22 protein-coding genes are annotated in these 25,874 nt (G+C 74.5%); 14 read left to right on the forward strand and 8 right to left on the reverse strand.

Annotation, left to right across the window (positions count from 1 at the left end; genetic code table 11):
• Window positions 1-945, reverse strand: a complete 945-nt coding sequence (locus GA0070623_RS02055; protein ID WP_084261255.1) for a DUF817 domain-containing protein — start codon at window positions 943-945, stop codon at window positions 1-3.
• 43 nt (window positions 946-988) lie between these two features.
• Window positions 989-1,474, reverse strand: a complete 486-nt coding sequence (locus GA0070623_RS02060) for a hypothetical protein (protein ID WP_067306928.1) — start codon at window positions 1,472-1,474, stop codon at window positions 989-991.
• Window positions 1,475-1,674: 200 nt separating this feature from the next.
• Between GA0070623_RS02060 and GA0070623_RS02065 the strand changes: the two genes are divergently transcribed.
• Complete coding sequence (locus GA0070623_RS02065) at window positions 1,675-3,636, forward strand: hypothetical protein (protein WP_157517516.1); 1,962 nt, start codon at window positions 1,675-1,677, stop codon at window positions 3,634-3,636.
• Here the strand turns inward: GA0070623_RS02065 and GA0070623_RS02070 are convergent.
• Window positions 3,579-5,714, reverse strand: a complete 2,136-nt coding sequence (locus tag GA0070623_RS02070; protein WP_089003868.1) for a hypothetical protein — start codon at window positions 5,712-5,714, stop codon at window positions 3,579-3,581. The two genes, GA0070623_RS02065 and GA0070623_RS02070, sit on opposite strands and share 58 nt — an antisense overlap.
• 276 nt (window positions 5,715-5,990) lie before the next feature.
• Between GA0070623_RS02070 and GA0070623_RS02075 the strand changes: the two genes are divergently transcribed.
• Entirely contained in the window at window positions 5,991-7,481 is a 1,491-nt protein-coding gene (locus GA0070623_RS02075) for a S8 family serine peptidase (protein WP_067306883.1), read from the forward strand.
• Between the two features lie 89 nt (window positions 7,482-7,570).
• On the opposite strand, the gene GA0070623_RS02080 is transcribed toward GA0070623_RS02075, so the two are convergent.
• Entirely contained in the window at window positions 7,571-9,148 is a 1,578-nt protein-coding gene (locus GA0070623_RS02080) for a ricin-type beta-trefoil lectin domain protein (protein WP_067306880.1), read from the reverse strand.
• Between the two features lie 236 nt (window positions 9,149-9,384).
• Here GA0070623_RS02080 and GA0070623_RS31310 point away from each other — a divergent pair, with 236 nt between their 5' ends.
• From GA0070623_RS31310 to GA0070623_RS31315, 3 genes are all read left to right on the forward strand, one after another.
• Entirely contained in the window at window positions 9,385-11,043 is a 1,659-nt protein-coding gene (locus GA0070623_RS31310) for a beta-1,3-glucanase family protein (protein WP_197700033.1), read from the forward strand.
• Window positions 11,044-11,255: 212 nt separating this feature from the next.
• Window positions 11,256-11,810: a sigma-70 family RNA polymerase sigma factor gene (locus GA0070623_RS02090; protein WP_067306925.1), complete on the forward strand. Its 555-nt coding sequence runs from the start codon at window positions 11,256-11,258 to the stop codon at window positions 11,808-11,810.
• Window positions 11,811-11,910: 100 nt separating this feature from the next.
• Window positions 11,911-12,909, forward strand: coding sequence for a zf-HC2 domain-containing protein (locus GA0070623_RS31315; RefSeq protein ID WP_067306877.1), 999 nt, complete (start codon window positions 11,911-11,913; stop codon window positions 12,907-12,909).
• A gap of 67 nt (window positions 12,910-12,976) precedes the next feature.
• Here the strand turns inward: GA0070623_RS31315 and GA0070623_RS02100 are convergent, their stop codons facing one another.
• Window positions 12,977-13,393 carry a DUF4913 domain-containing protein gene (locus tag GA0070623_RS02100; RefSeq protein WP_084261251.1) on the reverse strand — a complete coding sequence of 139 codons (417 nt, stop codon included), beginning with the start codon at window positions 13,391-13,393 and terminating at the stop codon, window positions 12,977-12,979.
• A gap of 96 nt (window positions 13,394-13,489) precedes the next feature.
• Window positions 13,490-14,290 carry a transglycosylase SLT domain-containing protein gene (locus GA0070623_RS02105; protein ID WP_084261256.1) on the reverse strand — a complete coding sequence of 267 codons (801 nt, stop codon included), beginning with the start codon at window positions 14,288-14,290 and terminating at the stop codon, window positions 13,490-13,492.
• Between the two features lie 184 nt (window positions 14,291-14,474).
• On the opposite strand from GA0070623_RS02105, the gene GA0070623_RS02110 reads away from it, so the two are divergent.
• The 9 genes from GA0070623_RS02110 (at window position 14,475) to GA0070623_RS02150 (ending at window position 23,933) form a co-directional block, all read left to right on the forward strand.
• Complete coding sequence (locus tag GA0070623_RS02110) at window positions 14,475-15,008, forward strand: hypothetical protein (RefSeq protein WP_231932624.1); 534 nt, start codon at window positions 14,475-14,477, stop codon at window positions 15,006-15,008.
• Window positions 15,005-15,331, forward strand: coding sequence for a hypothetical protein (locus GA0070623_RS02115; RefSeq protein WP_197700034.1), 327 nt, complete (start codon window positions 15,005-15,007; stop codon window positions 15,329-15,331). The genes GA0070623_RS02110 and GA0070623_RS02115 overlap by 4 nt, the downstream gene beginning before the upstream one ends.
• Before the next feature lie 115 nt (window positions 15,332-15,446).
• Window positions 15,447-15,809: a hypothetical protein gene (locus GA0070623_RS02120; RefSeq protein WP_231932625.1), complete on the forward strand. Its 363-nt coding sequence runs from the start codon at window positions 15,447-15,449 to the stop codon at window positions 15,807-15,809.
• On the forward strand, window positions 15,806-16,519 hold the full coding sequence (locus GA0070623_RS02125) for a hypothetical protein (protein ID WP_089003870.1): 714 nt from the start codon (window positions 15,806-15,808) through the stop codon (window positions 16,517-16,519). Before GA0070623_RS02120 ends, GA0070623_RS02125 begins: the two co-directional genes overlap by 4 nt.
• Window positions 16,519-17,706, forward strand: coding sequence for a hypothetical protein (locus GA0070623_RS02130; RefSeq protein ID WP_067306867.1), 1,188 nt, complete (start codon window positions 16,519-16,521; stop codon window positions 17,704-17,706). The genes GA0070623_RS02125 and GA0070623_RS02130 overlap by 1 nt, the downstream gene beginning before the upstream one ends.
• Window positions 17,707-17,776: 70 nt before the next feature.
• On the forward strand, window positions 17,777-19,270 hold the full coding sequence (locus tag GA0070623_RS02135) for an SCO6880 family protein (protein WP_067306865.1): 1,494 nt from the start codon (window positions 17,777-17,779) through the stop codon (window positions 19,268-19,270).
• Window positions 19,267-21,003: an ATP/GTP-binding protein gene (locus GA0070623_RS02140; protein WP_231932626.1), complete on the forward strand. Its 1,737-nt coding sequence runs from the start codon at window positions 19,267-19,269 to the stop codon at window positions 21,001-21,003. Before GA0070623_RS02135 ends, GA0070623_RS02140 begins: the two co-directional genes overlap by 4 nt.
• A complete protein-coding gene (locus tag GA0070623_RS02145) occupies window positions 21,000-22,793 on the forward strand; it encodes a type IV secretory system conjugative DNA transfer family protein (RefSeq protein WP_067306908.1) in 1,794 nt (597 codons plus the stop codon). Before GA0070623_RS02140 ends, GA0070623_RS02145 begins: the two co-directional genes overlap by 4 nt.
• A gap of 63 nt (window positions 22,794-22,856) precedes the next feature.
• Window positions 22,857-23,933, forward strand: a complete 1,077-nt coding sequence (locus GA0070623_RS02150) for a hypothetical protein (RefSeq protein WP_067306862.1) — start codon at window positions 22,857-22,859, stop codon at window positions 23,931-23,933.
• Window positions 23,934-24,066: 133 nt separating this feature from the next.
• Here the strand turns inward: GA0070623_RS02150 and GA0070623_RS02155 are convergent, their stop codons facing one another.
• Together GA0070623_RS02155 and GA0070623_RS02160 are read right to left on the reverse strand one after the other, a co-directional pair.
• A complete protein-coding gene (locus GA0070623_RS02155) occupies window positions 24,067-24,663 on the reverse strand; it encodes a polysaccharide deacetylase family protein (protein WP_067306858.1) in 597 nt (198 codons plus the stop codon).
• Window positions 24,664-24,671: 8 nt separating this feature from the next.
• A complete protein-coding gene (locus GA0070623_RS02160; protein ID WP_067306855.1) occupies window positions 24,672-25,865 on the reverse strand; it encodes an endo-1,4-beta-xylanase in 1,194 nt (397 codons plus the stop codon).
• Window positions 25,866-25,874: the final 9 nt, after the last annotated feature.

Consider the following 25,874-nt stretch of genomic DNA (forward strand, 5'->3'; position numbering starts at 1 on the left):
TCAGCCGTCGCCGGTGGGTCGCGCCGCGCCGGAACGGGACGCCGGAGAGGCGCCTGCCGGCGGTGGTGGTGCCATTGTCGTCTCCGGCGGCCGTGGCGGCGAGATCCAGGTGACCAGCACCACTGAAATGATCATGAGGAGGAACCACGAGGCGAGCTTGGTCGGCGACACGGGATCCCAGCCGGTCACCTGGCCGGGGTAGAGCCACGCCTGCGACCAGGTGGCGATGTTCTCCGCCAGCCAGATGAAGAAGGCGACCAGGAGAAAGGCCACCGGTAGCGGCATGCGCAGCCGGTGCCGGAAGACCCGGAAGTGCATCACGCAGCGGCCGAACACCGCCGCGACGGCGGCGATGAGCAACCACCTGACGTCCGGCAGATAGTGGTTGGTGAAGAAGTTGACGTAGATCGCGGTGGCCAGGACGGCCGTAACCCAGCGCCGGGGATAGCGGGTGAAGCGCAGGTCGAACAGTCGGTTCACCCGGACCAGGTAGGACCCGACCGCGGCGTACATGAAGCCACTGAACAGCGGCACCGCGCCGAGCCGCAGCACCCCCTGCGGGGCGTAGGACCACGAGCCGACGTACGTCTTGAACAACTCCATCGCCGTACCGACCAGATGGAACAGGACCACCACCCGCAGCTCGCGCAGGGTTTCCAGCCGACCGGCCAGCATGCCCACCTGGATGGCGACCGCGGCGACGGTCAGCAGGTCGTTGCGGGCGAGGGCGGCGTCCGGTGGATACCAGAGCCGGGCCGCCAGGATGACGGCCAGCATCGCCCCGCCGAACACGCAGGCCCAGGCCTGCTTGAGCCCGAAGGCCAGGAACTCGGTCAACCAGCCGGCCGGCCCGTGGCGGGGCAGCCGGGCGAGGAGCGCGTGCAGGCGGACGTCGAGCGCGCGTTCCGCCGTGGTCAGGGCGCTCGGTCCGGGCACAGGGGGCATCGGTGGCGACGCTACCGGTTCCCGGGTCGGCGGCTGCCGACGGTCAGGGGGAGGTCGAGAGCGCGCTGAGGAGGCCGATCCCACCACAGCAGAGCAGACCGACCAGGGGCAGCACGACGAGCGCGATGCTGTAGTTCGACCACATCCCGAACTTCGTCACGTCGGTGCCCTGCCCGTCGCGGACCCGGTTGCGCCAACCGCCGAAGTTGAACACCAGCGGGTACGCCACCCCGGGCGGGACGGTCAGCGCGGTGGTGACGATGGGGATACCCATGAAATCGGTGTAACGGACGTCGTGCGCCCCGGCCGGGACGACCACGTACCAGGTGCCCTCACCGGGGATCGAGACCAGCCGACCGTCGATCTTGAAACGGCTGGTGGTCGGCACGGGCACCAGGTAAGGCCCCCGGTTGACCGAGACGACCAGCACCGCGTGGCCCGGCGGCGGCGGGACCGGCTGCGGATAGGCGATCATCGGCGTGACGCCGCCGGGGGCGGACGGGTACGGCTGCTGAGGGGGATACGACACCGGCACATCCTGGCACGACCCCTGACCACGGTCCACGCCGACGCCCTCCGATCGGCGCGGAGGGGGCTGACCGGCGGACGACCACCCCGTGCCGGCAGGTCTGTCCCGCTCGGGTTGAACCGTCGGCACCCCGGTTCGTAGAAGGGGGCCGGGACGGGAGGATGTCGGTGCGACCGAGGGTGTGGAAAGCGATGGTGGGGATGCGGCGAGCCTTTGTCATGGTGCTGCTGGTCGGGATCGCGCTGGTCGTACCGGCGGGACCGGTGGGTGCGGTACCCGCCGAGACCGGCCGGTACTACGTGGTCGGACCCCCGGTCGACGGCCAACGGGAGTACCTCTACGCCATCGCGCTGCGTACCCTCGGTAACGGCAACCGGTTCCGGGAGATCGTCGACCTCAACGTGGGGCGGGTGCAACCGGACGGCGAGACGTTCACCGACGGTGTGGTCCTGCGCCCCGGCTGGCGGCTCGTGCTGCCCCGGGACGCGAAGGGCCAGGGGGTACGGATCGGCCGCCTGCCGCAGGTCGCTTCGCGTCCACCGAGCCCACCGAGCCCGAGCGCGCGGGCCTCGACCCCTTCCCGGCCCACCGCGACCCCCCGTACGGCGGCTGCGTCCACGACGGTCGCGTCCCGGCCCGCCGCCACCCCGGCGCAGGCGGGCACCCGGGCGGTCGGACGACCTCCCGACGCCCCGCAGTCGACCGGCCCGTTGAGCCCGCTGCTGATCCGGGCCGGTGCCGGGATGCTGGCGGTGTTCTTCGCCGCCGTCGCCGTCATGTTGCTGCGTCGGGGCGGGGGCCGCCGGGTGGTGCTGGAGGACGACGGACCCTGGCCGCCACCGCGGCACCACACCCCGACCCCCGCCGAGATCGCCGCCGGACCGACGGTCGACGACCCGGAGCCGCCGCCGGCTCCGGCGACCCTGCCCGCCTCGCCGCCACCGGCGACCCTGTCCGCGCCGCCGCCACCGGTCATCCTGCCGGCACCGCCCCGGTCGACCCACCCGCTGCCCCCGCCGGTGACCCGATCGGCGCCACCGCCGCTACCGGCGCCACCACCACCCGCCCCTGCGGCACCGCAGGCACTACCGGCACCGGGCCTGACGGCACCGCAGACGCTGCCGCCGTCGAGCCTGTCGGCTCCGTCGTCGACCGCACCGGCCCCGCAGGCCCCGCCGTCACCGGCCCCTCCGCCCGGCATCCGGTCGGCCCCTGCGGCACCGGCCCTGCCGGGGGGCACGGCGACGGAGCCGGCCGCATCCGCCACCGCCGCGTCGTCGCCCCCGGCCCCGGTCCGGCCGCCGAAGCCGGTCTGGCCGCCCCGGACACCGCAGTCGGCACCACCCCGACCCACCGCCGTGGGCGTACCACCGCCGGCCACGCCGGTCCCGGCCACGCCGGTCCCGGCCACGCCGGTCCCGGTCCCGGCGTCGGCCGCACCAGCACCAGCACCGGCACCGGCCGTGCCGGTGGAGGCGGCCCGGGACGTCCTGCCGGTGGGCTCACCGAACCCCGCCCGGCCGGCGACCGTAGCCCCGGCCCTACCCGCCGGACCCGCGCTGCCCCGACCGGCGGTGCCGAGTGGGAACGACGTCCCGTACCTGCACACCGAGCTGGAGACCGGGCTGGGGGTGATCCGGGTCAGGCTGGTCGGGGTGGCGGCGGGCCGGGGTGCTCCCGCCTATGCCTGGCTCGGCCCGGACGAGGCCGCCCCACCGGCGAGCCTGCCGTTGGTGCTGGGGCGCAGGGGGCCGTGGCGGCTGCACGTCGACCTGGGGCGGGCACCGGACGTGCTGACCCTGGTCGGCGACACCGACGACTGCCGGCACACCGCCGCCCTCTTCGCCGGGCAGTTGCGCGCCGCCGGGATCGGTGTGGCCACCGTGGGCGGGGTGCTCGGCGGGCAGGCCCCGGAGGGCTGCCGGTCACTGCCGGGACTGCCCGCCGCTGCCGCCCCCGGTGCGGACCCGCCCCCGCCGTACGTGGTGTTCACCCCCGGTCTGGCCGCCACGGAGCTGGCCGGGGCGCGTCGACTCGCCACGGACACCGGTGGACGGTGCGTGCCGGTGGTGATCGGGCCGGTGCCCGCCGGCCGGTGGTCGGTTCAGGTGGGCTCGGCCGACGGGCGCGCTCCGGCGGCCCGGTCGGGTACGGCGGACTGAAGGCCGGCGACGGCGGACGGCAGCGGCCCGGGAGCCACCTCGGTGATCCGCTGCCAACCGCCGGCCTGCGCCCGGTAGGCGCGCTGCACCACGATCCGGTCGTACGACCGGCTGCCGAGGACCAACGGCACTCCGGCCCGGTGCAGCCGCTCCACCCTGGTCCGCACCAGGCGCAGCCCGGACACCATGGCGTGGGTGGCGTCGACGTCGACGGTACGGCCGGCCGGCACCCGTACCTCCAGCAGCAACCGGCCCGGCCGGGCCACGGGCCGCTGCTGGTAGAGCGGTAGCCAGCCCCGGGGCAGCCCCCGCGACCGCGTCGGCAGCAGGGCGTACGCCTGCCGGGTGCCGAATCCCGGCCAGCGGCGGACGTCCTGGGGCAGCCCGGCGACCGACCGGCTGGTCGGCGCGGGACGGATCCGCAACGGCTCGTCGGTGGTCTCCACGGTGGACCGCAACCGCCCGAAGCCCTCGGACCGCAACGCGCCCAGCACCCGTACCCGGTCGAGGCGGGCCGCCGGCAGCAGGTAGGTGTCCGGACCGCCCAGGACGTGTCTGAACCGGGCCGGGACGTGCGAGCGCAGCACTCCCGTCGGGATCGCACCACCCGGCCCGACCCGGACCCGCAGCAGGTCGCCGCCGGTGGGCGCGGACCGGGGGTCGAGGAAGGCGGCCAGGAACAACTCGACGCTCGGCACGCCCTCGGTGACCGCGCTGGCCGGATCGCCCTCGATGAGGACGAACGCCTCGAACACCTCGGCGTTGACCTGCTGGCCCCGCCGTAGCCAGGGCGGGCCGTAGTCCGCTGCGCGACGGTTCTCGGTGACCAGGGCGGGTCGGCGGAGGGAGCCGGTGCGGTGCTCGGCCGTCGCGTCCCCGGTCACCGTGCCGTCGACCGCCGGGGACGCGACGGCGACGCTGCCGGGGGCCGGGGCGGGGAGCCCGGTGCCGGACGGCCGGGCCGTCGGGTCACCGGTGGCCGTGCCGTCGACCGCAGCGGCGGCGTCGCCCACCCCGGCGGTGGGGACGGCCGCCACCGCGACCCGCTGCCGCTCCCGTCGGGACACCAGCAGCCCCTCGGGGGTGGCGTCGAGGGTGGACGCACCGTCGGCGTACCGCGGCCGGTGCGCCTGCCAGGCGGCGACCGCGCCGGCCGGGTCGAACGCGCGCAGGTCACGCCGGTCGTCGACCAGGTCGGCCCGGCCGCCCGCGGGTGGCGTCCAGACGGTTGCCCCGGTCGTCTCGGCCAGCTCCGCCACCTGCGTGCGGAGTCGGGCCTGCTCGTCGGCGTCGGACGGCCAGGTCAGCCAGAGGCGCAGGTCGGCACCGTAGAGCGGCAGGTCGCCGAGGAGTGCGGCGAGCCGGTCGCCACCGTGCACGGCCTGGGTGCCGCTGTAGTCGCCGACCAGGAAACCCCCGGAACGGGCCGTGACGGCGACCGTGACCACCCCGGTCGACGCGCCCAGCCGGTGCGCGGTGGCCCGCCTGGTGACGAAGTCGGCCCGGGTGGCGAGGGCGAGCCCGTCCGGCAGCGGTAGGCCCACCACTCCGGTACGGGGACGGACCAGACCGTCGTCCACCGCGAACCAGCCCGGCAGCGGGGTGGCGAGATCCGGTGGCTGGAGCACGAGCCAGTCCATCGGCTGGCGGGTCACCCGGTCCAACGGCACCGCGTCCAGGGGGACGGCGTCGGTGCCCGGTGGGGTGGTTGCGCCGGCGGTCCGGTCGGTGGCGTGCCGGATGTCGGAGCCGTCCGGGCTGACCAGCACGTCGTGTCCGAGCAGCCCGGCCACCTCGGTGAACAGGTCGAGGTGCCGGGCCCCGTCGTCGGCGAGGATCCGGACGTCCTGGGCGGCGTCCCCGCCCCGGCGGACCAGGGTGGCGACGGCGCGGGCGTCGAGTGGCCGGTCGGGGGCGGTGGGTACCACCAGGCGTCCGCCCGGTCCGGGCGCCAGCCAGAGGTCGAACAGCCCGGCGATCCGGCGGTGGCGGCGTGGGTCGAAGCGCCGGGTGGCCGGCACCCGGTCCAGACCGTGGCCGTCCGCCGGTCCTGTGGCCCGCCCAGACCCGTGCACCATCGCCCCACTTCCGTCTCCACCGGCACGGATCCGTCCGTGCCGTCCGCCCGCCGCCGTCGATGGTGGACGTCCGTCCGTCTGCCGGTCACCCGCTCCCGCCGGGGGGTACGGCCCGAGGAGATCTGCCCGTCATCAGCTGCCGGTACTCTCGGCAGACCTCATGACGAGGATCATGGAAATCTGGTTCAGATTGATTTGAACGGACCGGCCGCAGATCCGCAATAGACGGGTGAGGGCCGGTGACGCTCGGCCATGGTGACTGAAGGAGGACACCCAGTGCTGGCGAAGCGCTCGATCCTTGCCCGCCTGCTCGCGGTGGCGATGGCCGGCTGCGTGCTGATGACGCTGACCGGGCCGGCGGTCGCGCGGGCCAAGAAAGATCCGCAGCCCTACGTGAAGTACTACGTGGTCGCGGCACAGTACCAGGGCCAGCCGGAGAGCCTGACGGAGATCGCGCGGCGGTTCCTCGGCAGCGGTGAACGCTCGGCCGAGATCTACCACCTCAACACCGGGCGGGTGCAGCCGGACGGCTCCCGGCTGACCGACCCGGGCCGGCTGAAGGCCGGCTGGCAGCTGGTGCTGCCCTGGGACGCGGCCGGTGCCGGGGTGACCTACGGCCAGCTCCCGACCGGCAAGAGCCCCACCCCGGGTGCCCGCCCCACCGGGGCGACCGGTCCGGGCGCCACCGCCAGCCCGAGCCAGAGCCCGAGTCCGAGTCCGAGGCCGACCGGCGGTTCACCCGGACCGGGCGGCCCCGGCCCGAAGTGCACCGCCACCACGGGGTCGAGCAGCCGGTCGGACTGGGCGCAGCTGCGGATGGCCGCCGACAGCGCCTGGACCCTGACCCGGGGCAACGGTGTCAAGGTGGCCGTGGTCGACACCGGTGTCGACGCGACCGTCCAGCAGCTGAGCGGCCGGGTCGCCGTCGGCGCGGACGTGACCGTCGGCAACGGGCGCGGGGACACCGACTGCCTGGGCAGCGGCACCGCGATGGCGGGCATCATCGCCGGGGACAGCAGCGTCGACGGCAGCCCGGTCGGCATCGCCCCGGACGCCACCATCCTGCCCGTGCGGGTCGTCCGCGGCTCGGGTGCCGCCCGGCCGGGCGACGCGGCCAACGCCATCGAGGTCGCGGTCAGCGCGGGTGCCTCGGTCGTCGCGGTCGGGTCGCACGTCGACCTCACCGACCCGGCGGTGGCGACCTCGGTGGCCACCGCGCTCGACCATGACGTCCTGCTGGTGGCCGGTGCGCCGACCAGGGCGGTGCCGCCGCCGTCGCCCGCCGGCCGGTCCGGGGGAGGGGCGCTGCTGCTCACCGGTGGGGTCGGAGCCGGCGACCAGCTCGCCGAGCAGTACGCGGCCGGCGCGGTCGAGGTGGTCGCGCCCGGGGTGGACGTGGCGAGTCTCGGCGTCGGCGGCGGCCGGGCGGTCAGCAACACCGGCACCGAGTTCGCCGTCGCGTTCGTGGCCGGGCAGGCCGCGCTCATCCGGGCGGCCCAGCCCGACCTGACCGCCGCCCAGGTCAAGGAGCGGATCCGGGGGACCGCCGACGCGATCGGCGCGGCGGCCCCGGACGACAAGTACGGCTCCGGAATGATCAACCCGGCGGCCTCGGTGTCGGTGGCGGTGGACGACCGCAACCAGGTGGCCAGTCAGCAGCAGGGCAACAACGGCGTGGCGCTCGCCGTCATCCTCGGCATCGCGCTGCTCTGCGGTGCCGGCGTCGTCTTCGGGCTCCGGCTGCGCCGCAACCGGTTCGGCGGCTGACCCGCGCCGCGCGGCAGCCGATCACCGGCCGATGCCCGGTGCCCCGCCGGTACGGGGGGCACCGGGCATCCGGCTGTCGCGGTGGTCGGCTACCGCCGGGTGAAGGTCTGCTTCGGGTTGAACACGCAGATCCAGGACATCATCGGGGCGCCCACCCCGTGGCCGTCGACGTCCAGACACCGGTCGGTCTCCCGGTTGAACAGGGACGTGCGGTCGTTGTACGTGACCCACTCCCATTTCTGGGCCGGGTTGCCGCTGCACACGGCGACCTGCACGGGCGTGCCGTCCTTCTTCTCACCCCAGGCCACGTCGAGGCAGAGGCCGTTGGCCCGGACGCTGCCGTCGGAGCGGAAGTCCCACCACTGCGACTTCTCCTCCTGACACTTGCGCAGCACGGCGCGTACCCCGTCGCCGGTGCCGGCGGTGACGCACAGCCCGGTCTCCTTGCCGACGAGCTGCTTGGTGCCGGCCGGCCGGGTCGGTGCCGGCTTCGGCTTCTTGGCCGGCGGGCTCGCGGGGGTCGTCGTCGGGGCGGCCGGGGTGCCGCTGGGGGTGGGCGACGGCGTCGTGGTCGGGCTGGGCGAGGGGCTTGGAGACGGCGACGCCGCCGGCCGGAGCCGGCCGTCCAGGGCGTAGTAGTCGGTGTGGTCCCGGACGGTCCGCAGGAACGTCTGCGTCCCGGCGTCGAGCTCGCCGCCGGTCTGCCGGACGGCGGCCGGGCCGTTGCGGTACGCGGCCAGCGCCAGCAGCGACGGGTCACCCTCCAGCCCGGACAGTTCCCGGTGCAGGGCGCACAGGGCGGTGCCGGCCGCCGGGATCGCCACCTGCGGGTCCCAGGCCGAGGCGTCGGTCGGGCCGTAGGCCTGCCAGACCTCGGGGCGGAACTGTGCGATGCCCCGCTGCCCCTCGGGGCCGAGCAGGTTGACGTCGAAGCCGGACAGTGCCATCAGCTGCGCGGCGACCAGCGGCGGCGTGACCTCCGGGCAGACCGAGCCGGCCCGGACCACGAGCGCGGTGTAGCCGCCGGGGACCGCCTTGGGCTGCTGGACGCCGCCGCTCGGGCGGGGCTTCCCGGAGCCGCCGAACGCGGTCAGCTTGGCGTAGTAGGCGGCGTACCCGCTGGCCTGGTCGACGTACTCGACGGCGTCGGCGGGCACCCCCTTGGCGTCGCGTACCTCGTCGAGGCCGGTGTGGAAGGCGGCCAGCGAGAGCCGCCAGGCCTCCCCCGGGACGTCCGCCAGCCGGACCTGGCCGTTGAGGTCGCACATCAGGTGGGCCAGGGCGAGGATGTTGGCGGCGGGATCGGAGCGTTCCGCGCCCGGCCACGGCGCCCACGACTTCCACGCGGCGGCGTCGAGACCGGCGATGCCCTGGCCGCCGGAGGCGGTCCGCTTGGCCCGACCGTCCAACCCCGACTCGGCCATCAGCTGACCGGCCAACCGGGCCGGGGTGAGCGTCGGGCAGGAGCGGGCGGCCGCCGTGATGGTCGTCAGGTGCTCCTCCGAGACGGTCCGACCGGTCAGGTCGTCGTCCCGGGCGGAGGCCGCGCCCCAGCCGACGGCGGCCACCACCATGGACGCCACGGCGAGGCCGGCGAGCACGGCGGCGGCGGTACGACGGGGGATCGACCCCAGTCGGGAACGTACGGAGGGATGATCGGATTTCACGGGAGGTGTCCCTTCCGGGGTGGCGACGTCACTGTCGTGACGGACGCGCGATGTCCTCGGTTCACCGGGCTCGGGTCGGATCGGATGATTTTGGTCCGGTCGACATTGAACCGAGGCCGGTGGCGGACCGTCAACGTGGCTACCGCCGGGCCGGGCCGGATGTGCACGGGGTGCCGGCGGCGATGGCCGTACCGTTGATCGGAGCTGTGATGCTGACTCGCCGCAGGGTACTCGCAATGGGTTTGGGCGGCGCCGCCGTGGTCGGTGCGCCGCTGGTGGCGGCCCCGTTGATCTCCCGGGCGCGGGCCTCGGGTGGGCTGCCGCTGACTGTGGTGAACAGCACAGGCCGGTTCGCCGACTCGGCGATCCGGATGTACGTCGTGGGCACCGACCCGACGACCGGCGCGATGGGCTACGTCCGGGAGAGCGGACAGTTCACCCCGGCGGACCCGGCGCACAACGGGCCGGACGGCGCGGCCGACATCGGGGTGCCGCTGAGCGGGTCCGGGACGACCCGGTTCGTGCTGCCGATGATGTCCGGCCGGATCTACTTCGCCATCGACGGCCGGCTGCGGTTCACCGTGGTCACCGACGGCAACGGGCGGCCGGCGCTGCAGTACCCGGTCGGCTGGGTGGCCGACGATCCCAGCTTCGGGGTGCTGCACGACTGCTGCGAGTTCACCTACGACGCGACCGGGATGTACTGCAACACCACCACCGTGGACATGTTCAGCATCCCGCTGTCGATCCGGCTGCTCGGCGACGTGGAGCAGGCCACCGGCAAACTGGTCGACGGCGGCCGGGACGCGATCTTCGCCGAGCTGGCCCGCCAGCCCGGCTTCGAGCGGCTGGTCGTCGGCGGACTGCGGGTCCTCGCGCCCGGCAAGGGCATCGAGACGGGCCGCTTCGACCCGGGGTACTACGACGGCTACATCGCCGAGACGTGGGACCGGTACAGCCGTACCGACCTGCGCGTACGCGGCCCGGAGGGCAGCTACCGGGGCCGGGTGGTCGACGGGCGGCTGGCCTTCGACGGCCTGCGGGCGTTCGACCGGCCCTCCACACTGAACGTGTTCCACTGCGACGGGGCGCTCGCCGCGCCGAACGACAGGTTCTCCGGCCCGGTGGCGGCGATCCTCGGGGCCGGATTCAACCGGTCGGTGCTCGACCAGCCCGACCAGCCGACCACCAACCGGGACGCCTACTACCAGCACCCGGTGACCAACCACTACTCCCGGGTGCTGCACCGGCACAGCGCCGACGGCCGGGCGTACGGCTTCCCCTTCGACGACGTCGCCGACGACGCGTCGTATATCCAGGACGTCGCGCCGAGTGAGATGGTCATCACGCTCACCCCGTTCGGCCCGGGTCCGGCCGAGGTCGAGCCGCCCGGGGCCACCCCCACGACGGTCGTCGCGTCGCTACCGGGGGTGGTCGCCCGGCAGCGGGAGGAGGGGCAGGAGACCCCGGCGGCCGGCGTCGACCGGCACCGGGGGGTGGGCCAGGAGATCGCGGCGGCGGGCTTCGACCGGCAGCAGGGCGTCCGGACCGAGCCGTGCAGCGAGGGCGGTACCCACCTGGGGTTCCTCGCGCACGGCGACTGGGCCGGCTACCGGGGGGTCGACTTCGGCCGCGACCCGGCGACCCAGTTCCAGGTGCGGGTGGCCTCGGGCGCGCCGTCGGGCGTCTCCGGTCTGATCGAGGTACGCCTCGACGCCCCGGGCCTGCCGCCGGTGGGCAGCATCGCGGTGGCCAGCACCGGTGGCTGGCAGAACTGGGTGACCGTGCCGGGGAACCTCGCCCCGGTGACCGGCGTGCACGACGTCTACCTGACCTTCGCCAGTGGACAGCCGCAGGAGTTCGTCAACGTCCGCTGGCTGCGGTTCAGCCGATGAGCCCGACCGCCCTCGCCGCCCGCGCCGAACGGTGGGCCGGGGTGCCGACCGTCGCCGTCGGTCACCCGCGTCACCGGCCGGACGGTCGACGGCCCGGCCAACCGTCCGATGAGCACGGTTATGCTCTCTTCCTAGGCGGGCTCGGCGTTGGGACGCCGGCGCGGCCGTACGGGTGCGACCCGTACGTCAGGGGGAGGCGTTCTGTGTCGGCGGTGCCCAACGAAGCACCCGGGGTCACCGGCGACGCGGCGGTCGAGCGGGCCGACCCCGAGGCCCTGATGCGCTGGATCCACGAGCAGTACCGGGCACCGCTGCTGCGCTTCCTGACCCGGCTGGTGCTCGGTCGGCAGGAACTCGCCGAGGACCTCGTCCAGGAGACGTTCCTGCGCACCTGGCGGAACCTGTCGACCCTGGCGGAGGACCCGCGCCGGATCGCGCCGTGGCTCTACACGGTCGCCCGGCACGTGGCCATCGACGCGATGCGCGCCCGGCAGGCCCGCCCGCCCGAGGTGGTCATCCCCGACCTCAACCGGCTCGCCTCGGCCGACGACGAGATGGACCGGGTGGTCAGCACCCACACCGTCCGGCTGGCGCTGCAACAGATCAAGCCGGAGCACCGCGAGGTGCTCGTCGAGATGTACTACAAGGGCTCCTCGGTCGCCGAGGCCGCGCAGCGACTGGGAATCCCGGAGGGTACGGTAAAGTCCAGAACGTATTATGCGGTACGCGCGCTGCACGCAGCGATCGGCCCGACCGAGTCGTCCTGATGACGCGACGTGTCGATTTCCCGCTCGACCCCCCGGACGGCTGCCGTCCCGGGGGTCGTCACACCGTCACCGGTGTCTCCGGGTCGAGAAGGAGGGCGTGATGCGTACCGGCGGCGAACATCCCACCGCTGAGCACGCCGCCCTGGCCCTCTACCTGCTCGGCGCGCTCGACGAGGCCGACCGGGTCGCTTTCGAGGCCCACCTGGCCGGTTGCGGGGAGTGCCTGTCCGCAGCGGCGGAGATGGGCAGCGTGACCAGCGCCCTCGGCGGGCTGGACGCCGCCGACTGGGGCGACCTGGGTGGCCTGCCGGAGTTCGTGCCACCCGCGGAGTTCGCTCCCCCTGCGGGCCACCCACCGGCCGGCGTCGCCTCGGCCCCCGGCGTGGTGCCCGACGCTTCCGGCCCGGCCCCCGGCACCGACGTCGGAGCGGGGGCGGACCCGCCCCCGGGGAAGGTCGACCCGCCCGCCGGGACAGTGGCGGCCACCGCTGCCGGCGTACAGCCGGGCACGGCGGTGACCCCGGCCGTGACCGCCGGTGGGGCGGCCCCTCGGGGCGCTCGCCGGGGTACCGGCCCGCGTGCCGCCGACGGCGGCCGTCCGGGCGGGAGGCGGCCAGCGGGCAGCCGTCCCGGAGGCGGCGGACCGGGGACGACGTCCACGGCGGCCGGCAGCCGACCCGCCGACCCGGCCCGGCGTCGCCGGCTGGTGCTCTGGAGCGGGGTGGCCGCCGCGGTGGCGGCCGTCGTCCTGGCCGGTGGGGTCGCTGCCGTCACCGGTTTCGGTGGCCGCAGCGGGGTGGTCCTCACCGCCACCGGGGAGGCACCGGCCCAGGGGGTGAGCCTCTCCGTGGCGATCACCACCGACGAGGGGACCGGCTCCACCATCCGGATCACCGCGACCGGCCTGCGCCAGGGCCTGCGCTACCGGCTGTTCGCGGTGACCCGCGACGGCGCCACCCACGTGGTACGCGACTGGACCGCCTCGACCGGGCCGCAGGAGGTGACCGGGGAGCTGTCGCTGCCGGTCGCCGACCTCGCCTTCGTCACGGTGGGACTGGTGGACGGCACCGCGGTCGTCACCGCCCCGATCTCCCGCTGAACCGTCCCGGTGACCGTCCCCGGGCCGACCAGCCCGGACAGTCGCCGGGCGGGTCCGCCCGACGTCGTCAGTACGGCTCGGTGTGCGGGACCTCCTTGGCCCGGTGCGCCCCCACCTTGCACCCGGCGAACGGGCCCGCCGGGTTGCGCAGGCTGTTCAGCACCGGTTCGAGGTAGTCGCGGTGCCAGTTCGCCGGGCCACACAACCCGGCGTCCGGCCCGGTGAGCTCCTGCCAGGCCAGCCACAGGCCGTGTAACTGGGCCACCGCCTCAGGGTGCCGCCACCACTGCCCGCACCAGGGCGCGGCCGAGGAGACCTCCCGCGCGTAGACCGGTACGAGGAGCAACCGGACCCAGTTGCTGAGCAGCGTCAGCTCCTCGGTGTACTCGTCGTCGCGCAGATAGAGGATGAACGGCGAGGTGGCCGGCGGGTCGTCCGGCGACCCGTCCTCGGCGGGGCGTTGCTCCTGCTGCGTCACCGTCATCGGAACTCCTCGTCGGTGTGTCGGTCGGGTCGGGGTCCGCCGGTGTGCTCGGCGGCGGGTCGGCTCAGTCGCCGGTGTGCTCGGCGGCGGGTCGGCTCAGTCGCCGGTGGGTTCGGCGCTGGGCGTCGCGGTCGGCGGGAACGACGGCGGTGGGCCGCCGAGCCCCTGGTACTTCGCGAACAGGGACCGCACCTGGGCCAGGTAGAGCTGCGCCTCGTTGGTCGAGGGGACGCCGCCGGCCCGGCGTACCTCGTCGATGCCGACGGCGTACGCGACGAGCGTCAGATCGAGCACCTCACCGATCGCCTGGCCGTTGTCCAGCAGGGCCTGGGCCTGTCCGGCCAGCGCGCAGACGTGGGCGGCCTGTGCGGCGATCGAGTCCTCCTCGTCGGTCGCGTCGGTGTCGCCGTCGTCGTCGGCGTCCTCGCCGTACCTCGTGAAGACCTCGGGTGGGAGTTGGGAGATGCCCTTCTCGCCGTTCGCACCCACCTTCGCCGGATCCCACCCGGAGGCCACCTCGATCTGCGCGGCGATCACCACGGGACCGATCTGGGGACAGGTCTTCCCGGCCTCCTCGATGCTGTCGGCGAGCCCCTCGGGCACCTGTTCCGGGTCGAGGGCGCCCTTGCCGTCGCCCTGCGCGGCGGCCAGCGAGTCGTCGGCGGCGCGGACCGGGTCGGCCGAGCCCCCGCCACCGAAGAGCAGGATCAACGCGACCAGCGGGGCCAGCAGCACGCCCAGCGCGCCGATCACGAAGACGCCGGCGGCGCCGATCACCCCGGCCACCGGGGTGGCCAGGCAGCTCAGTCCCGCGGCCACGGCCGCGCCGATCAGGGCCGCGGTGCTCCGGTTGGACTTCTGCGTCGGCTCCGCGCCGTCGTTGTCGGACGCTGCCATGTCGCCTCCCAGGCTGGTCGCCACCGCTGTGGAAAAAGTTCGTGCTCGGCGTGAACCGGAGGGCGGGAGCCCCCGTAGAGGCGTCCGTCGACCGCCCGGCCCGCCGTACAGACGGGGCCGGACCCGGGGTGGTTCAACCGGGACGCCGACGAACTGGATCGATATTTCCGAGGAGGTGGGGTGCATGGGGTCCGCGACGACGGGGGGCCTGGCAGCACGGGTGCCGCCGGGGCCGACGTCCGCCCGGCCCGGCCCCGGGCCGGGCGGACCGCCCCGACGGTCGCTGTCCGAGGCGGGGCTGGGCTGGATCGCGGCGCACGGGGGTGCCGGCGCGACGACGCTCAGCCGACTCTTCGGCGGCACCGACCTGGGCTGCCGGTGGCCGGACGCGGCCCGCGCGGAGCCGGCCACGGTGATGCTGGTCGGCCGGACCGACGCCGAAGGTATGCGGGCGGTGTCCCGGGCGCTCAACGCCCTGCGGGAGGGCCGGCACCCGCCCGGGATGCGGCTGGTCGGCCTCGTGCTGCTGGCCGACGCCCCGGGCCGGTTGCCGCCGCCGCTGGCCCGGCGGATCCGGGTGCTGCGCTCGGTCACCCCGGTGCACCGGGTGCCCTGGATACCCGCCTGGCGGCTCGGACAGCAGCCGGCACGGGCGCCCAGGGCGCTGGAGAAGCTCCGGGCGGCAACCGGACTGGCCGGGGACGGGAGGACGTCGTGACCGTCGACCACGGGCTGTTCACCCGGCTGCCGGTGCTCGGGCCGGCCGGGCCCTCCCCGCTGCCGGCCTTCACCCCTCCACCGCCCTACAACCCGGCCGGCGGCGCGGCGGACGACCTGTTGAACCTGCTCGCCTGGGGGGTCAGCGCCGCCGGTGTCGCCGGGCTGCTCATCCTCGGCATCTCGATGGCCGTCCAGCTCAACCGGGGCGTGCCCGGGGAGATGAGCGAACACTTCCGTGGGGCGGCGTTCGTCGCGCTGGGCTGCGTGCTCGGCGCGACCGCCGGACCACTCGTCATGTTCTTCGGCGACCTCGGACTCTGAGCCGATCGCCGCCGGCCGGACAGCGCATCCCGCACTGCCGGCCCGTCCCACCCCGTCACCGTCGGGGCGTCGTCGACGCGTCCGACGATGCCCCCTGCCCGAAGGAGCTGTTCCGATGTCGTTCACGAGCCTGTCCCAGCACGCCGCGGCCTACCTGGTCGCCCGGTTCCCGATGGCCCTCGACCCGACGCCCGCCGGGGGCGGCGGGATCAACCCGACCCCCAACGCACCGGGCCAGCTGACCGGCCTGGTGAACAAGCTGCTCGGCCTGATCGCCTGGGCCGGCACCGCCGCCGGGGTGGCCGGGGTGCTGATCACCGGCACGATGATGGCGATCTCGGTGAAGCGGGGGGAGAGCTCCGAGCACATGTCCCGGCTCGGCCTGGTGCTCGGTGGTTGCATCCTGGTCGCCGTCGCCGGCCCGCTGGCGAACTTCTTCCTCGGCGGCGCCGGCACCACCGCCGGGCAGCCACAGTGATCGGCGGGCGAGGCCGGTCCCCGGCGGACCCGCCGTTCTGGACCGAGCGTGGCTGGCTCCTCTCCGTGGCGTTCCTGGCCGGGATGGCACTGCTGGCGGCCGTGGCCTGGGTGTCCTCCGGCGGGACCGGGCAGACGCCGGTCGACCCGGTGGGCCGGACCACCGCCGAGCAGGTGGCGCAGTGCCCGCCCCGGCCGGTGGTGGCGGCGGGACCGGCGGTGCCGCCGGACGACGTCACCTGGCGGACCCTCGACGGCGGGGACCGGGTGCCGGTCTCCGCGACGCAGGGACCGTCGCGCACCGCCGACGGGGTGCTCGGCTGCTTCGCGCACACCCCGATCGGTGCGGTGCTGGCGGCGCACGCCGTGCCCACCCAGCTGGGTGGACCCGCCTGGCGGGCCGTCACCGACCGGCAGGTGCTGCCGGGACCGGCCCGGGACGTGCTGGTGGCCCGGCTGGAGGCCGCCGCCGGGGTGGTCACCAGCCGTGGTGGCGGCAGCTACGCCGGCTTCGCCCTCGCCCGCTACGCGGCCGACACGGCGCGGGTGCAGCTGCTGGTCAAGACCGGTGCCGGGGGATACGTGGCGACCCTGGTCGAGCTGCGCTGGGACGCCGGGGACTGGAAGTTGGTGCCGTCCCGGGCCGGGGTGGTGCACGCCTCCATCGGCACGGTCACCGGCAGCGCCGGCTACACCCTCTGGAGGAAGTGATGGGCGGGTGTTCACCACCGAGTCCGCTCGACATCATCACCGGCTTCTTCTCGTTCCTCGCCGATCCGATCGGCACCCTGGTCCGGATGATCGCCAACCTGATGCTGGCCGCCGCGATCTCCATCTTCGCCGAGCTGAGCGCCTCGGTGCCGACGCTGGGCACCACGACCGAGGGCGGCCCGGACGACGTGCCGAGCCTGATCAGCGACCAGATCGAGTGGGTCGTCACCTATCTGGCGATCGGGTCGGTGCTGTTCGCCGGTGCCCGGATGGCGATGGAGCGCAAGGGCACCGCCGGACGGACCGCGTTGCAGGGCTTCCTGCGGGTCATCCTGGTCGCCGGGGCCGGCTCGTGGGTGGTGGGCCGCGCGGCCAGCCTCTCCGACGGCTTCTCCGACCACCTGCTCAAGTCGGCGGCCATGGAGGTCGTGATGGGGGTGCCGTGTGTGGACAACGGCTCCACCATCGAGTCGTTCCTGCTGCTGGTGCTGGCCTTCCTGCTGCTGATCGCCGCCATCGTGCACGTGCTGATGCTCTACCTGCGGCTGGGCGTGATGACCATCATGCTCGGCACCCTGCCGCTGGCCGCCGCCGCGTCGATGACGAACTGGGGTGCCGGCTGGTGGCGCAAGCACATCGGCTGGACGGTGGCGTGGCTGCTCTACAAACCCGCCGTCGGTTTGATCATGTTCTCCGGTGCGGAGATGCTCGCCGTCGGCAGCCGGACCCAGAACTCCTCACACATCCGGATCGCCGGCATCGGCGTGCTGCTGCTGTCGGCGGTGGCCCTGCCGGCGCTGCTCAAGATCGTGGTGCCGGCCACGGCGGCGCTGGGCACCGGCGACCCCACCGGGACCGCCGTCTCGGCTGCGGGCGGCATGGTCGCCTCCGGGGCGAAACGGGTCGCGGGATCCGCCCTGTCGCAGGGCGGTGGCGGGGGCGGCGCCCCGTCCGGGGCACGGGGACCGCAGGGCCGGCGGGGCGACACCGGCGGGCGGGGCTCGACCGGTGGCGAAGGGCGCACCGGCCGTACCGGTGGCGGCAGCGCGGCGGCCGCGGGTTCAGCGGCCCGGCTGGCCGGACCGGTCGGGGTCGCGATCGACGGGGCGCACCGCGCGGCCCGGGCCGGTCGGAACATGGCGGCCGGCACGGTGTCGGGCGCGGACGGCGACGCCGGCCACAACTGACGGCGCGGGCCGACGACCGCCGGGGAGAGCCCCGGCCGGGCCGTCGGCCCGCTGAGACGAGGGAGAGTCGATGTCGACGGAAGCCACCATCGAACCGACGTACGGCAACTGGCGCCGGCCCCGCCGGGCCGGGCTGGGTCCACTCGGTCTGGTCGGCACGGTCGGGGTGTTCGGCGGGCTGGTGCTGGTGCTGCTGGCCTCGCTGGCGTCGCTCCAGGCGGCCCTGGTGGTCGGCGCACCGCTCGTGGTGGCCCTGCTGCCGATGGCGGTACGCACCCAGGACGGCCGCAACCTGTACCAGCTCCTGGCGTTGCGCATCGGCTGGTCCCGTCGGGTGGCGCGGCGGGAGCACCTGTACGTCTCGGGGCCGCTGTCGGCCCGCCCGGGTGGCCGGTTCCCCCCGCCCGGCCTGCTCGCCGGGGTGCTCGCCCGGGAGGGCCGGGACGCCTACGACCGGCCGTTCGGGGTGCTGCACCACCGCAGCCGCAACCTGTACACCATCGTGTTGCGCTGCGAGCCCGACGGCGGGTCGCTGGTCGACCCGGAGCAGGTGGACACCTGGGTGTCGCTGTGGGGCGAGTGGCTGTCCCGGCTCGCCCACGAGCCGGGGCTGCGGGGCGCCTCGGTGGTGGTGGAGACCGCCCCGGACCCGGGTACCCGGCTCGCCGCCGAGGTACTGCCCCGGCTGGACGCGGCGGCTCCCGCGGCGGCCCGCGCCGTGCTGGAGGAGGTGGTCGACGACTACCCGTCCGCGTCGTCGGAGATGAACTCGTACATCACCCTCAGCTACGCCCCGGTGGGCGGGGCACGGCGCGATCCGGAGGACGTCGTCACCGACCTGGCGATCCGGGTGCCCAGCCTGCTGACCGGGCTGATCGGGGCCGGCGGGGGCGTCGCCGAGCCGCTGTCGGCCGAGCAGATCGCCGAGGTGGTCCGGGTGGCGTACGACCCGGCCTGTGCCGCCGAGGTGCTCAGCGTCCGGGCCGAGCACGGCCGGACCGGGCTGGAGTGGGCCGACTGCGGGCCGGTCGCCGCGGTCGAATCGGTGGACGCCTACCAGCACGACTCGGGGGTCTCCCGGACCTGGCTGCTCACCCTGGCCCCCCGGGGCACGGTGCGCTCCAGCGTGCTGCGCACCATGCTCGACGCCTCGGCCGGAACCCGGCGCAAGCGGGTGGCGCTGCTCTACCGGCCGATCGACCCGGCGACCTCGGCCCGGATCGTCGAGGCGGACCGGCGGACCGCGCAGTTCATGGCCACCTCCGGGCGGGGCATGGTGCAGGCCCGGGCCGCCGCCGAGGTACGCGCCGCCGAGCAGGCCGCCGCCGAGGAGGCCACCGGTGCCGGGTTGGTGGAGTTCTCGCTGATGCTCACCGTCACCGTCGACGACCGGTCCCAGCTCGACGACGCGTCGGTGCTGGTCCGCAACATGACCGGGGCCACCCGGATCGCGATGCGACCGGCCCACCGGATGCAGGCGGCGGCGTTCAGCTGCACCCTGCCGACCGGAATCCTTCCGTGGGAGCAGACCGTGCTGCCACACGAACTCCAGGAGGCGATGTGACCGGCGTACCGGCACCGCGCGTGGACGGGCTCGGCGCGGGTTGGCCGGCCGGGACCTCGGGGGCGCGGACCGCGCTGACCGGGCTGGTCGGCGACCCGGACGACGGGGCGCCCACCCCGCCGAAGAAGACCCGGCCGCCACGGCCCCGCCGTGAGCTGCCCGTGCCGACCCGGGGCTGGGAGGGTGCCGGTGGCGGCCGGGTCGGCTATCTCGACGCGCCCACCATGTGGCGGGCCACCACCGTCCAGGCGTGCGGGCTGTGGCCGTTCTCGGCCGGCTCGGGTGCGCCGATGTCCGGGGTGCCGCTCGGTCAGCACCTGTTCACCGGTGCCACGGTCTGTGGGGATCCGATCTCCTGGTTCACCCGCGCCCGGTACATCTCCAACCCGTCGCTGTTCATGCTGGGCATGCCCGGCCTGGGCAAGTCGACCCTGATCAACCGGATGGCGGTGGGCCTGGCCGCGACCGGCGTGGTGCCGCTGGTGCTCGGTGACCTCAAGCCGGACTACGCCGACACGGTCCGGGCGCTGGGCGGGCAGGTGATCCCGATCGGCCGGGGCGTCGGCGGGATCAACGTGCTGGACCCGGGGGCGATGGGGCTGGCCGCCGAGCGGATCGGCGGCCGGGCCGGCCGGGCGCTGGCCGCCGAGACGCACGGCCGGGTGCTGAACATGGTGGCGGCGCTGCTGACCATCGTGCGCGGCCGGGCCCTGGACGATCACGAGCAGTCGGTGCTCTCGGCCTGCCTGCGGCATCTGCGGGACCGGACCCCGCAGCACCGGGCGCCGCTGCTGCCGGACCTGCTGCGGGTGCTGGAGGAGGGGCCGGACCGGGTCCGCGCGGTGACCCTGGACCGGGGTCAGGAGAGCCGCTACCGGGACGCGGTGGATCCGCTGCACCGGTCGTTGCTGGGCATTCTCGACGGGGCGTTGGGCGACACCTTCGGCTCGACCACCTCCACCCGGATCGACCCGGACGCTCCGGCGGTCTGCATCGACATCTCCCGGATCGGGGAGTCGGACACCCAGCTCACCGCGGCGGCGATGCTGGCCGCCTGGTCCGAGGGCCTGGGCACGGTCGCCGCCTCGCACGCCATGGCCGACGCCGGGCTGGCCCCGCGCCGCTGGTTCTTCACCATCCTGGACGAGCTGTGGCGACCGCTGCGGGCCGCCTCCGGCATCGTCGACCGGATCGACGCGCTGACCCGGCTCAACCGGTCGCTCGGTCTCGGCGACGCGAAGATCACCCACACCCTGAAGGACGCCGAGGCGTTGGGTTCCGACGCCGACCGGGCCAAGGCGCGCGGCTTCGTGGAGCGGGCCGGGATCGTCGCCTGCGCCGGCCTGCCGGCGGCGGAGATGACCGACCTGGGTCGGGTGATCGGCCTGTCCAAACGGGAGATCGAGCTGGTCTCCTCCTGGTCGTCGCCGCCGGGTTGGGCGAGCACCGGCAGCGACGAGGAACCACCCGGGCGGGGCCGGTTCCTGATCAAGGTAGGTGGTCGGCCCGGCATCCCGATCCGGGTCTCCATCACCGACACCGAGCGGCGGCTGCACGACACCAACCAACGCTGGGTGCAGAACGGGTACGCAGCCCAGCAGGCCGCCGAGCGGGCGGCGGCCCGACAGGCGGTCTTCGAGGCCGAGGCGGAGCTGGGCAACCTGGCCACCCGGCCGGAGCTGGCCCACCTCGCCGACGAGGCCGTCGCGGGCGGTCCGGGGTGGCGGGGATGAGCCGGATGCCGTCGGGTTCCCCCCGCGGGGCCGACCTGTTCTTCTGGGCGTTCTGCCTGGTGGTCCTCGCCAACGCGGCGCTGTTCACGGTCGCCTGGCTGGGCGGCACCCTGGGCGCCGCGGTGACCGGGCACGGCTGGCACCCGCCGCCGTTCACCCTCGGCGCGTACCTGGCGTTGATCTCCGGTGATACCGGCACGCTCTGGCCCGGTGTGTCGCCGTACGCCGTCTACTCCGGGATGCTGGTGGTGGCGGTGCTGGTCGTGGTGCCGGCGGTGACGGTCGGGCGCGGGCTGCTCGACCGGCGCGGGCGGGGCGTCGGGCTGGCCCGGGTGCGCGACCTGGCCCCGCTGACGCCTGCCGGGATCGCCGCCCGCGCCCGGGAGCTGCGTCCCTCGCTGGCCGGGGTGCGGCAGCTGGCCCCGGACGAGACCGGCAACCTGCTCGGCGACCTCGCGCCGAACGGCCCGGAGCTGCGCTCCTCCTTCGAGGACGTGGAGCTGGACCTGATGGCCCCCCGGGCCGGCAAGTCCACCGGCATCGCGGTGCCCCGGGTGCTGCGGGCCCGGGGCGCGGTGCTGCTGACCTCCAACAAGTCCGACGTGTACGCGGTGACCCGGGCCGAGCGGGAACGCGTCGGTACGGTGTGGACCTTCGATCCGCAGGGCATCGCCCACGTGCCCCGTCGGATGTGGTGGGACCTCCTCGCCGACTGCGTGACCATCGAGGGCGCCCGTCGGCTGGCCGGGCACTTCGTGGCCTCGGTCAACGACGACACCGCCAAGAAGGACTTCTGGATCTCGGCGGCGCAGAACACCCTGACCGCGCTCTTCCTGGCCGCCGCCCGGGGGCGGGCACCCGTCGGCGAACTGCTCGGCTGGCTGGCCGACCCGGCCGACCGTACCCCGATCGACCTGCTGCGCGACGCCGGGATGGCGGCGATGGCCGAGCAGCTCCAGGGCACCGTACGCGGGGCGGTGGAGACCCGCGACGGCATCTACGAGACGGCCCGGCAGTGCGTGGCGTGCCTGCTCGACCCGGAGATCCTCGCCTGGGTGTCCCCCGACCCGTACCTGCCGCAGTTCCGCCCGGAGCGGCACGTTCTCGGCCGTGACACCCTCTACCTGCTCTCCAAGGACGGGGGTGGCTCTGCCGCCGGGGTGATCGCCGGCCTGGCCGACGCGACCCTACGGGCGGGCGTGGTGGCCGCCGAGCGGATGGGTGGCCGCCTCGACCCGCCGATGACGGCGGTGCTGGACGAGGCGGCGAACGTGTGCCGGATCTCCGATCTGCCCGACCTGTACTCGCACCTCGGATCCCGGGGGATCAACGTGGTGACCCTGTTGCAGAGCTACCGGCAGGGGTCGCGGGTCTGGGGTGAGGCCGGGATGGACGCGTTGTGGGGTGCGGCCACCATCAAGCTGCTCGGCGCGGGGCTGGACGACGCGGACTTCGTGGAGAAGGTCTCGAAGCTGGTCGGCCAGCACGACGTGAGCACTGTCAGCGTCTCGCGCAGCCGGGACGGCTCGTCCCGGTCCACCTCGTACCGGCAGGAGCACGTGCTGCCGCCGGACCGGATCCGGGCGCTGCCGAAGGGGACCGCCCTGCTGCTGGCCACCGGCATCCGGCCGGCGGTGATCACGCTGCGGCCCTGGTACAAGGAGCCGGACGCGGGTCGGATCTCGGCGCAGGCCCGGCAGGAGGTCGCGGCGATCACCGAGCGGGCCGCCGGCAAGGCCGCCGCGCCGCCGTGGCAGGCCGGCCGGCGAGAAAGTCGGTCTGCCGGCTGAACCGGCCCGCCGGGCCGGGCGTAAAGGGCGTGTCATCCGTTGGTCGAGCACTGAGGAGCGCAGGTGTCGTCACCCCATCAGAGGCCGTGGGGCGGGACCGGAAGTCCCACCGGCAGCGAGGGCAACAGCATCCACTACCCACCCACCGAGAACGAGTACGGGGAGGTCAGCTACACCCCGAGCAACTACAGCCAGACCAGCTACGGGCCGGTCAGCTACACCCCGAGCAACTACAGCCAGGACGCGCCGAGCGGCTCGTCGGTGGCGTCGGGCTACGGCCAGTACGGCGCGGCCGACTACCAGGACCTGGTGGTCCAGCCGTACGGAGCGGCCGATCATCAGACCGACGTGGTCCAACCGCACGGATCGTCGAACTCCTCGGGCCGCAGCAGCCCCGGCCCGGGGGACTCGATCAGCATCCACTGGAGCGAGCAGGAGACCAGCGAGCACTCGTTCGACGGGCAGAACCGGTTGATGACCTGGGCGCAGCAGGCCGGTCAGTGGATCTACGAGAACGACGAGAAGATCGTCAACTTCGTGTCGCTGGTCGCCTCGCCCGGGGTGCAGGGCAGCGCCGGCCTGCGGGGCAACGCGGTGGCCAACAGCGTGGGCCTGGCCCTGGCCGCCGGCCCCGGCATGTACGTGGTGGGCAAGGAGGTGATCAACTCGCTGCGCAGCGGCCAGCAGGGCGACCTGGTCCGGGCCGCCTACGGCGCGGTGGCCGCCGCCGGCGCGCTCACCTGGGGCGTCGGCTACGCCCCGGGTCAGGACGTCACGTCCGGCAACTCCGGGGCCATCGTGCACGGGGTGGGCTCCGGGCTCATGGTCACCCGCGGCCCCCGGGAGCAGCCGAGGCGCTCCCACCAGGACACGGAGTCCCGTGGGGAGATCGCCGACACCGCCAGTTCGCACCGCAGGAGCGGGACCACCTCCCGTGATCAGACCTCGCGCAACCACACCTCCCGGGGCCACACCTCGCGCGACCACACCTCCCGGGGCCACACCTCCCGCACCACCGGCCGCGACAGCGGCTCGTCCCACGAGCCGGCGAGCCGGCGCAACGGCACCGACCGCACCCGTGACCAGAACCGGCGGGGCGGAGGTGGCAACAGCGGTGGCGGTGGGAATGTCGTCCGGTAGCACCCGCCGGTCGTGACCGCCCGTGTCGGGGTGCCGCCGTCTCCCGGGACGTGGACCCGGCGGCACCCCGACGTCGTGGGCGGGTAGGGCACCCCCCGACCCCGGCCCGCCCAGCACCCGCACCGACCGCCGCTCAGCGGGCCGGCAGGGCGAACCGCCAGCGACGTGACCTCAGCACCGGTACGGCCCGGTCGACCGCGGCGACGCTCTGGCCGCGGTCCCCGCCGCCGTCGTGCAGCAGCACCACCGCGCCGGGGGTGACCCCGTCGAGCAGCCGGCGGACGAGTTCATCGGTGCCCGGCGGCTCCCAGTCCCCGACCGCCAGCCGCCAGCCGAGCGGCCGCATGCCCAGCGCGGCGGCCACGGCGGGGCTCGCCCCCCACGCCCCGTAGGGAGCGCGGAAGTACCGGATCCGGGCGTCCGGCACGGCCCGCCGGATGGCCTCGTTGGTCTCCCGCAGGTCCGCCTCGATCCGTCCGGGCGACCAGGAGGTCATGTCGTCGTGGTGCATGCTGTGGTTGCCCAGCCGGTGACCGTGGGCCACGATCCGGCGGACCACCTCGGGGTGGGCCTGCACCTGCTCACCGCAGAGGAAGAACACCGCCGTGATCCGGTGTCGGCGCAGGACGGTGAGCAGCCGCGGGGTGTCGGTGGGGTTCGGGCCGTCGTCGAAGGTGAGACTGACCACCCGTCCGCCACCCCGGGCCGTGTCGAGGATGTCGGCGCTCACCGCCGGGCCTACCGGCGCGGCTTCGGCGTCGCCCGCATCCGCACGTACGGCGGTCCGGCGTAGATCAGGTCGCCCTTCATCACCTGGTACGCCCGCTTGGGCTGGTAGTTCTCGTCGTAGATGGTGGCCAGGCCCTGCGGCGGGTCGTCGAAGGTGCCGGGCACCCAGGAGTGCCGGTCGGTGAAGCCCCAGACGGTGAACGACAGGCAGCGCGGCTCGGCCAGGCAGGCCTGCAACAGCACGTGGAAGTTCGCGGCGGACGCCTGGAGCCGCGGGTTGATCTCCTCGGAGTCGCCGGCCTGTACCCCGTCGGTCAACCGGCTGCGCACGTCGACCTCGGTGAACGCGGTGGACAGCCCCAGCCCGGCGAAGCGGTGCAGCGCGTCGGCGACCTGGAGGGTGTCGTAGTTGCCGTACTGGGTGCCCAGGTGGCCCTGGCTGCCGACCCCGTCGATCGGCACGCCCCGGGCCAGCAGCCCCTTGACCATGTCGTACACGAACTGGGTCTTGTCGTTGGCCGGGTCGCCGGAGCCGAACGCCTCGATGTTGTAGTCGTTGTAGAACAGCAGGGCGGTCGGGTCGGCGGCGCGGGCCCAGCGGAACGCGTCGGCCACGTAACCCGGGCCGAGGTGTTCGGCCCAGAAGCCCTTGTAGTGCAGGGTGGGCGGGGTGTCCCAGGGGTCGCTGACCGCCTCGTTGACCACGTCCCACTGCCAGATCCTGCCCCGGTAGCGGCTGGCAACGGTGGTGATGTGCTTGCGCAGGATCGACCGTAGCTCGGTGTTGTCGATGGATCCGTCGGCCACCCCGTCGGTCAGCCACTTCGGCAACTGGCTGTGCCAGACCAGCACGTGGCCGCGGACCTTCTGGCCGTTGCGTCGGGCGGTGGCGACGAGTTCGTCGGCCGCCGACCAGTCGTAGGTGCCCCGGGTGGGTTCCAGGGCCTCCCACTTCATCACGTTCTCCGCGGTGACCGTGGAGAACTCGTCGCGCACGATCTCCCGGTACCGGGGTTCGGCCGGGTCGGCGAGGGCGGCCATGTCGACAGCGGTGCCGACGTACAGGCCGTGGCGCTGGCCCAGGGCGCGCAGGCTCTGCGCGGTCGGGTCGTACGGTCGCTGCGCCGTCGCCGGCACGGCGTTCAACACGCCGGCGGTCGCGACGGCGACCAACCCGGCAGCCATCCACCGTCTGAGCATCATCCGCGTTCC

It is taken from the genome of Micromonospora rifamycinica (assembly GCF_900090265.1).
GTDB classification, from domain to species: Bacteria; Actinomycetota; Actinomycetes; order Mycobacteriales; family Micromonosporaceae; genus Micromonospora; species Micromonospora rifamycinica.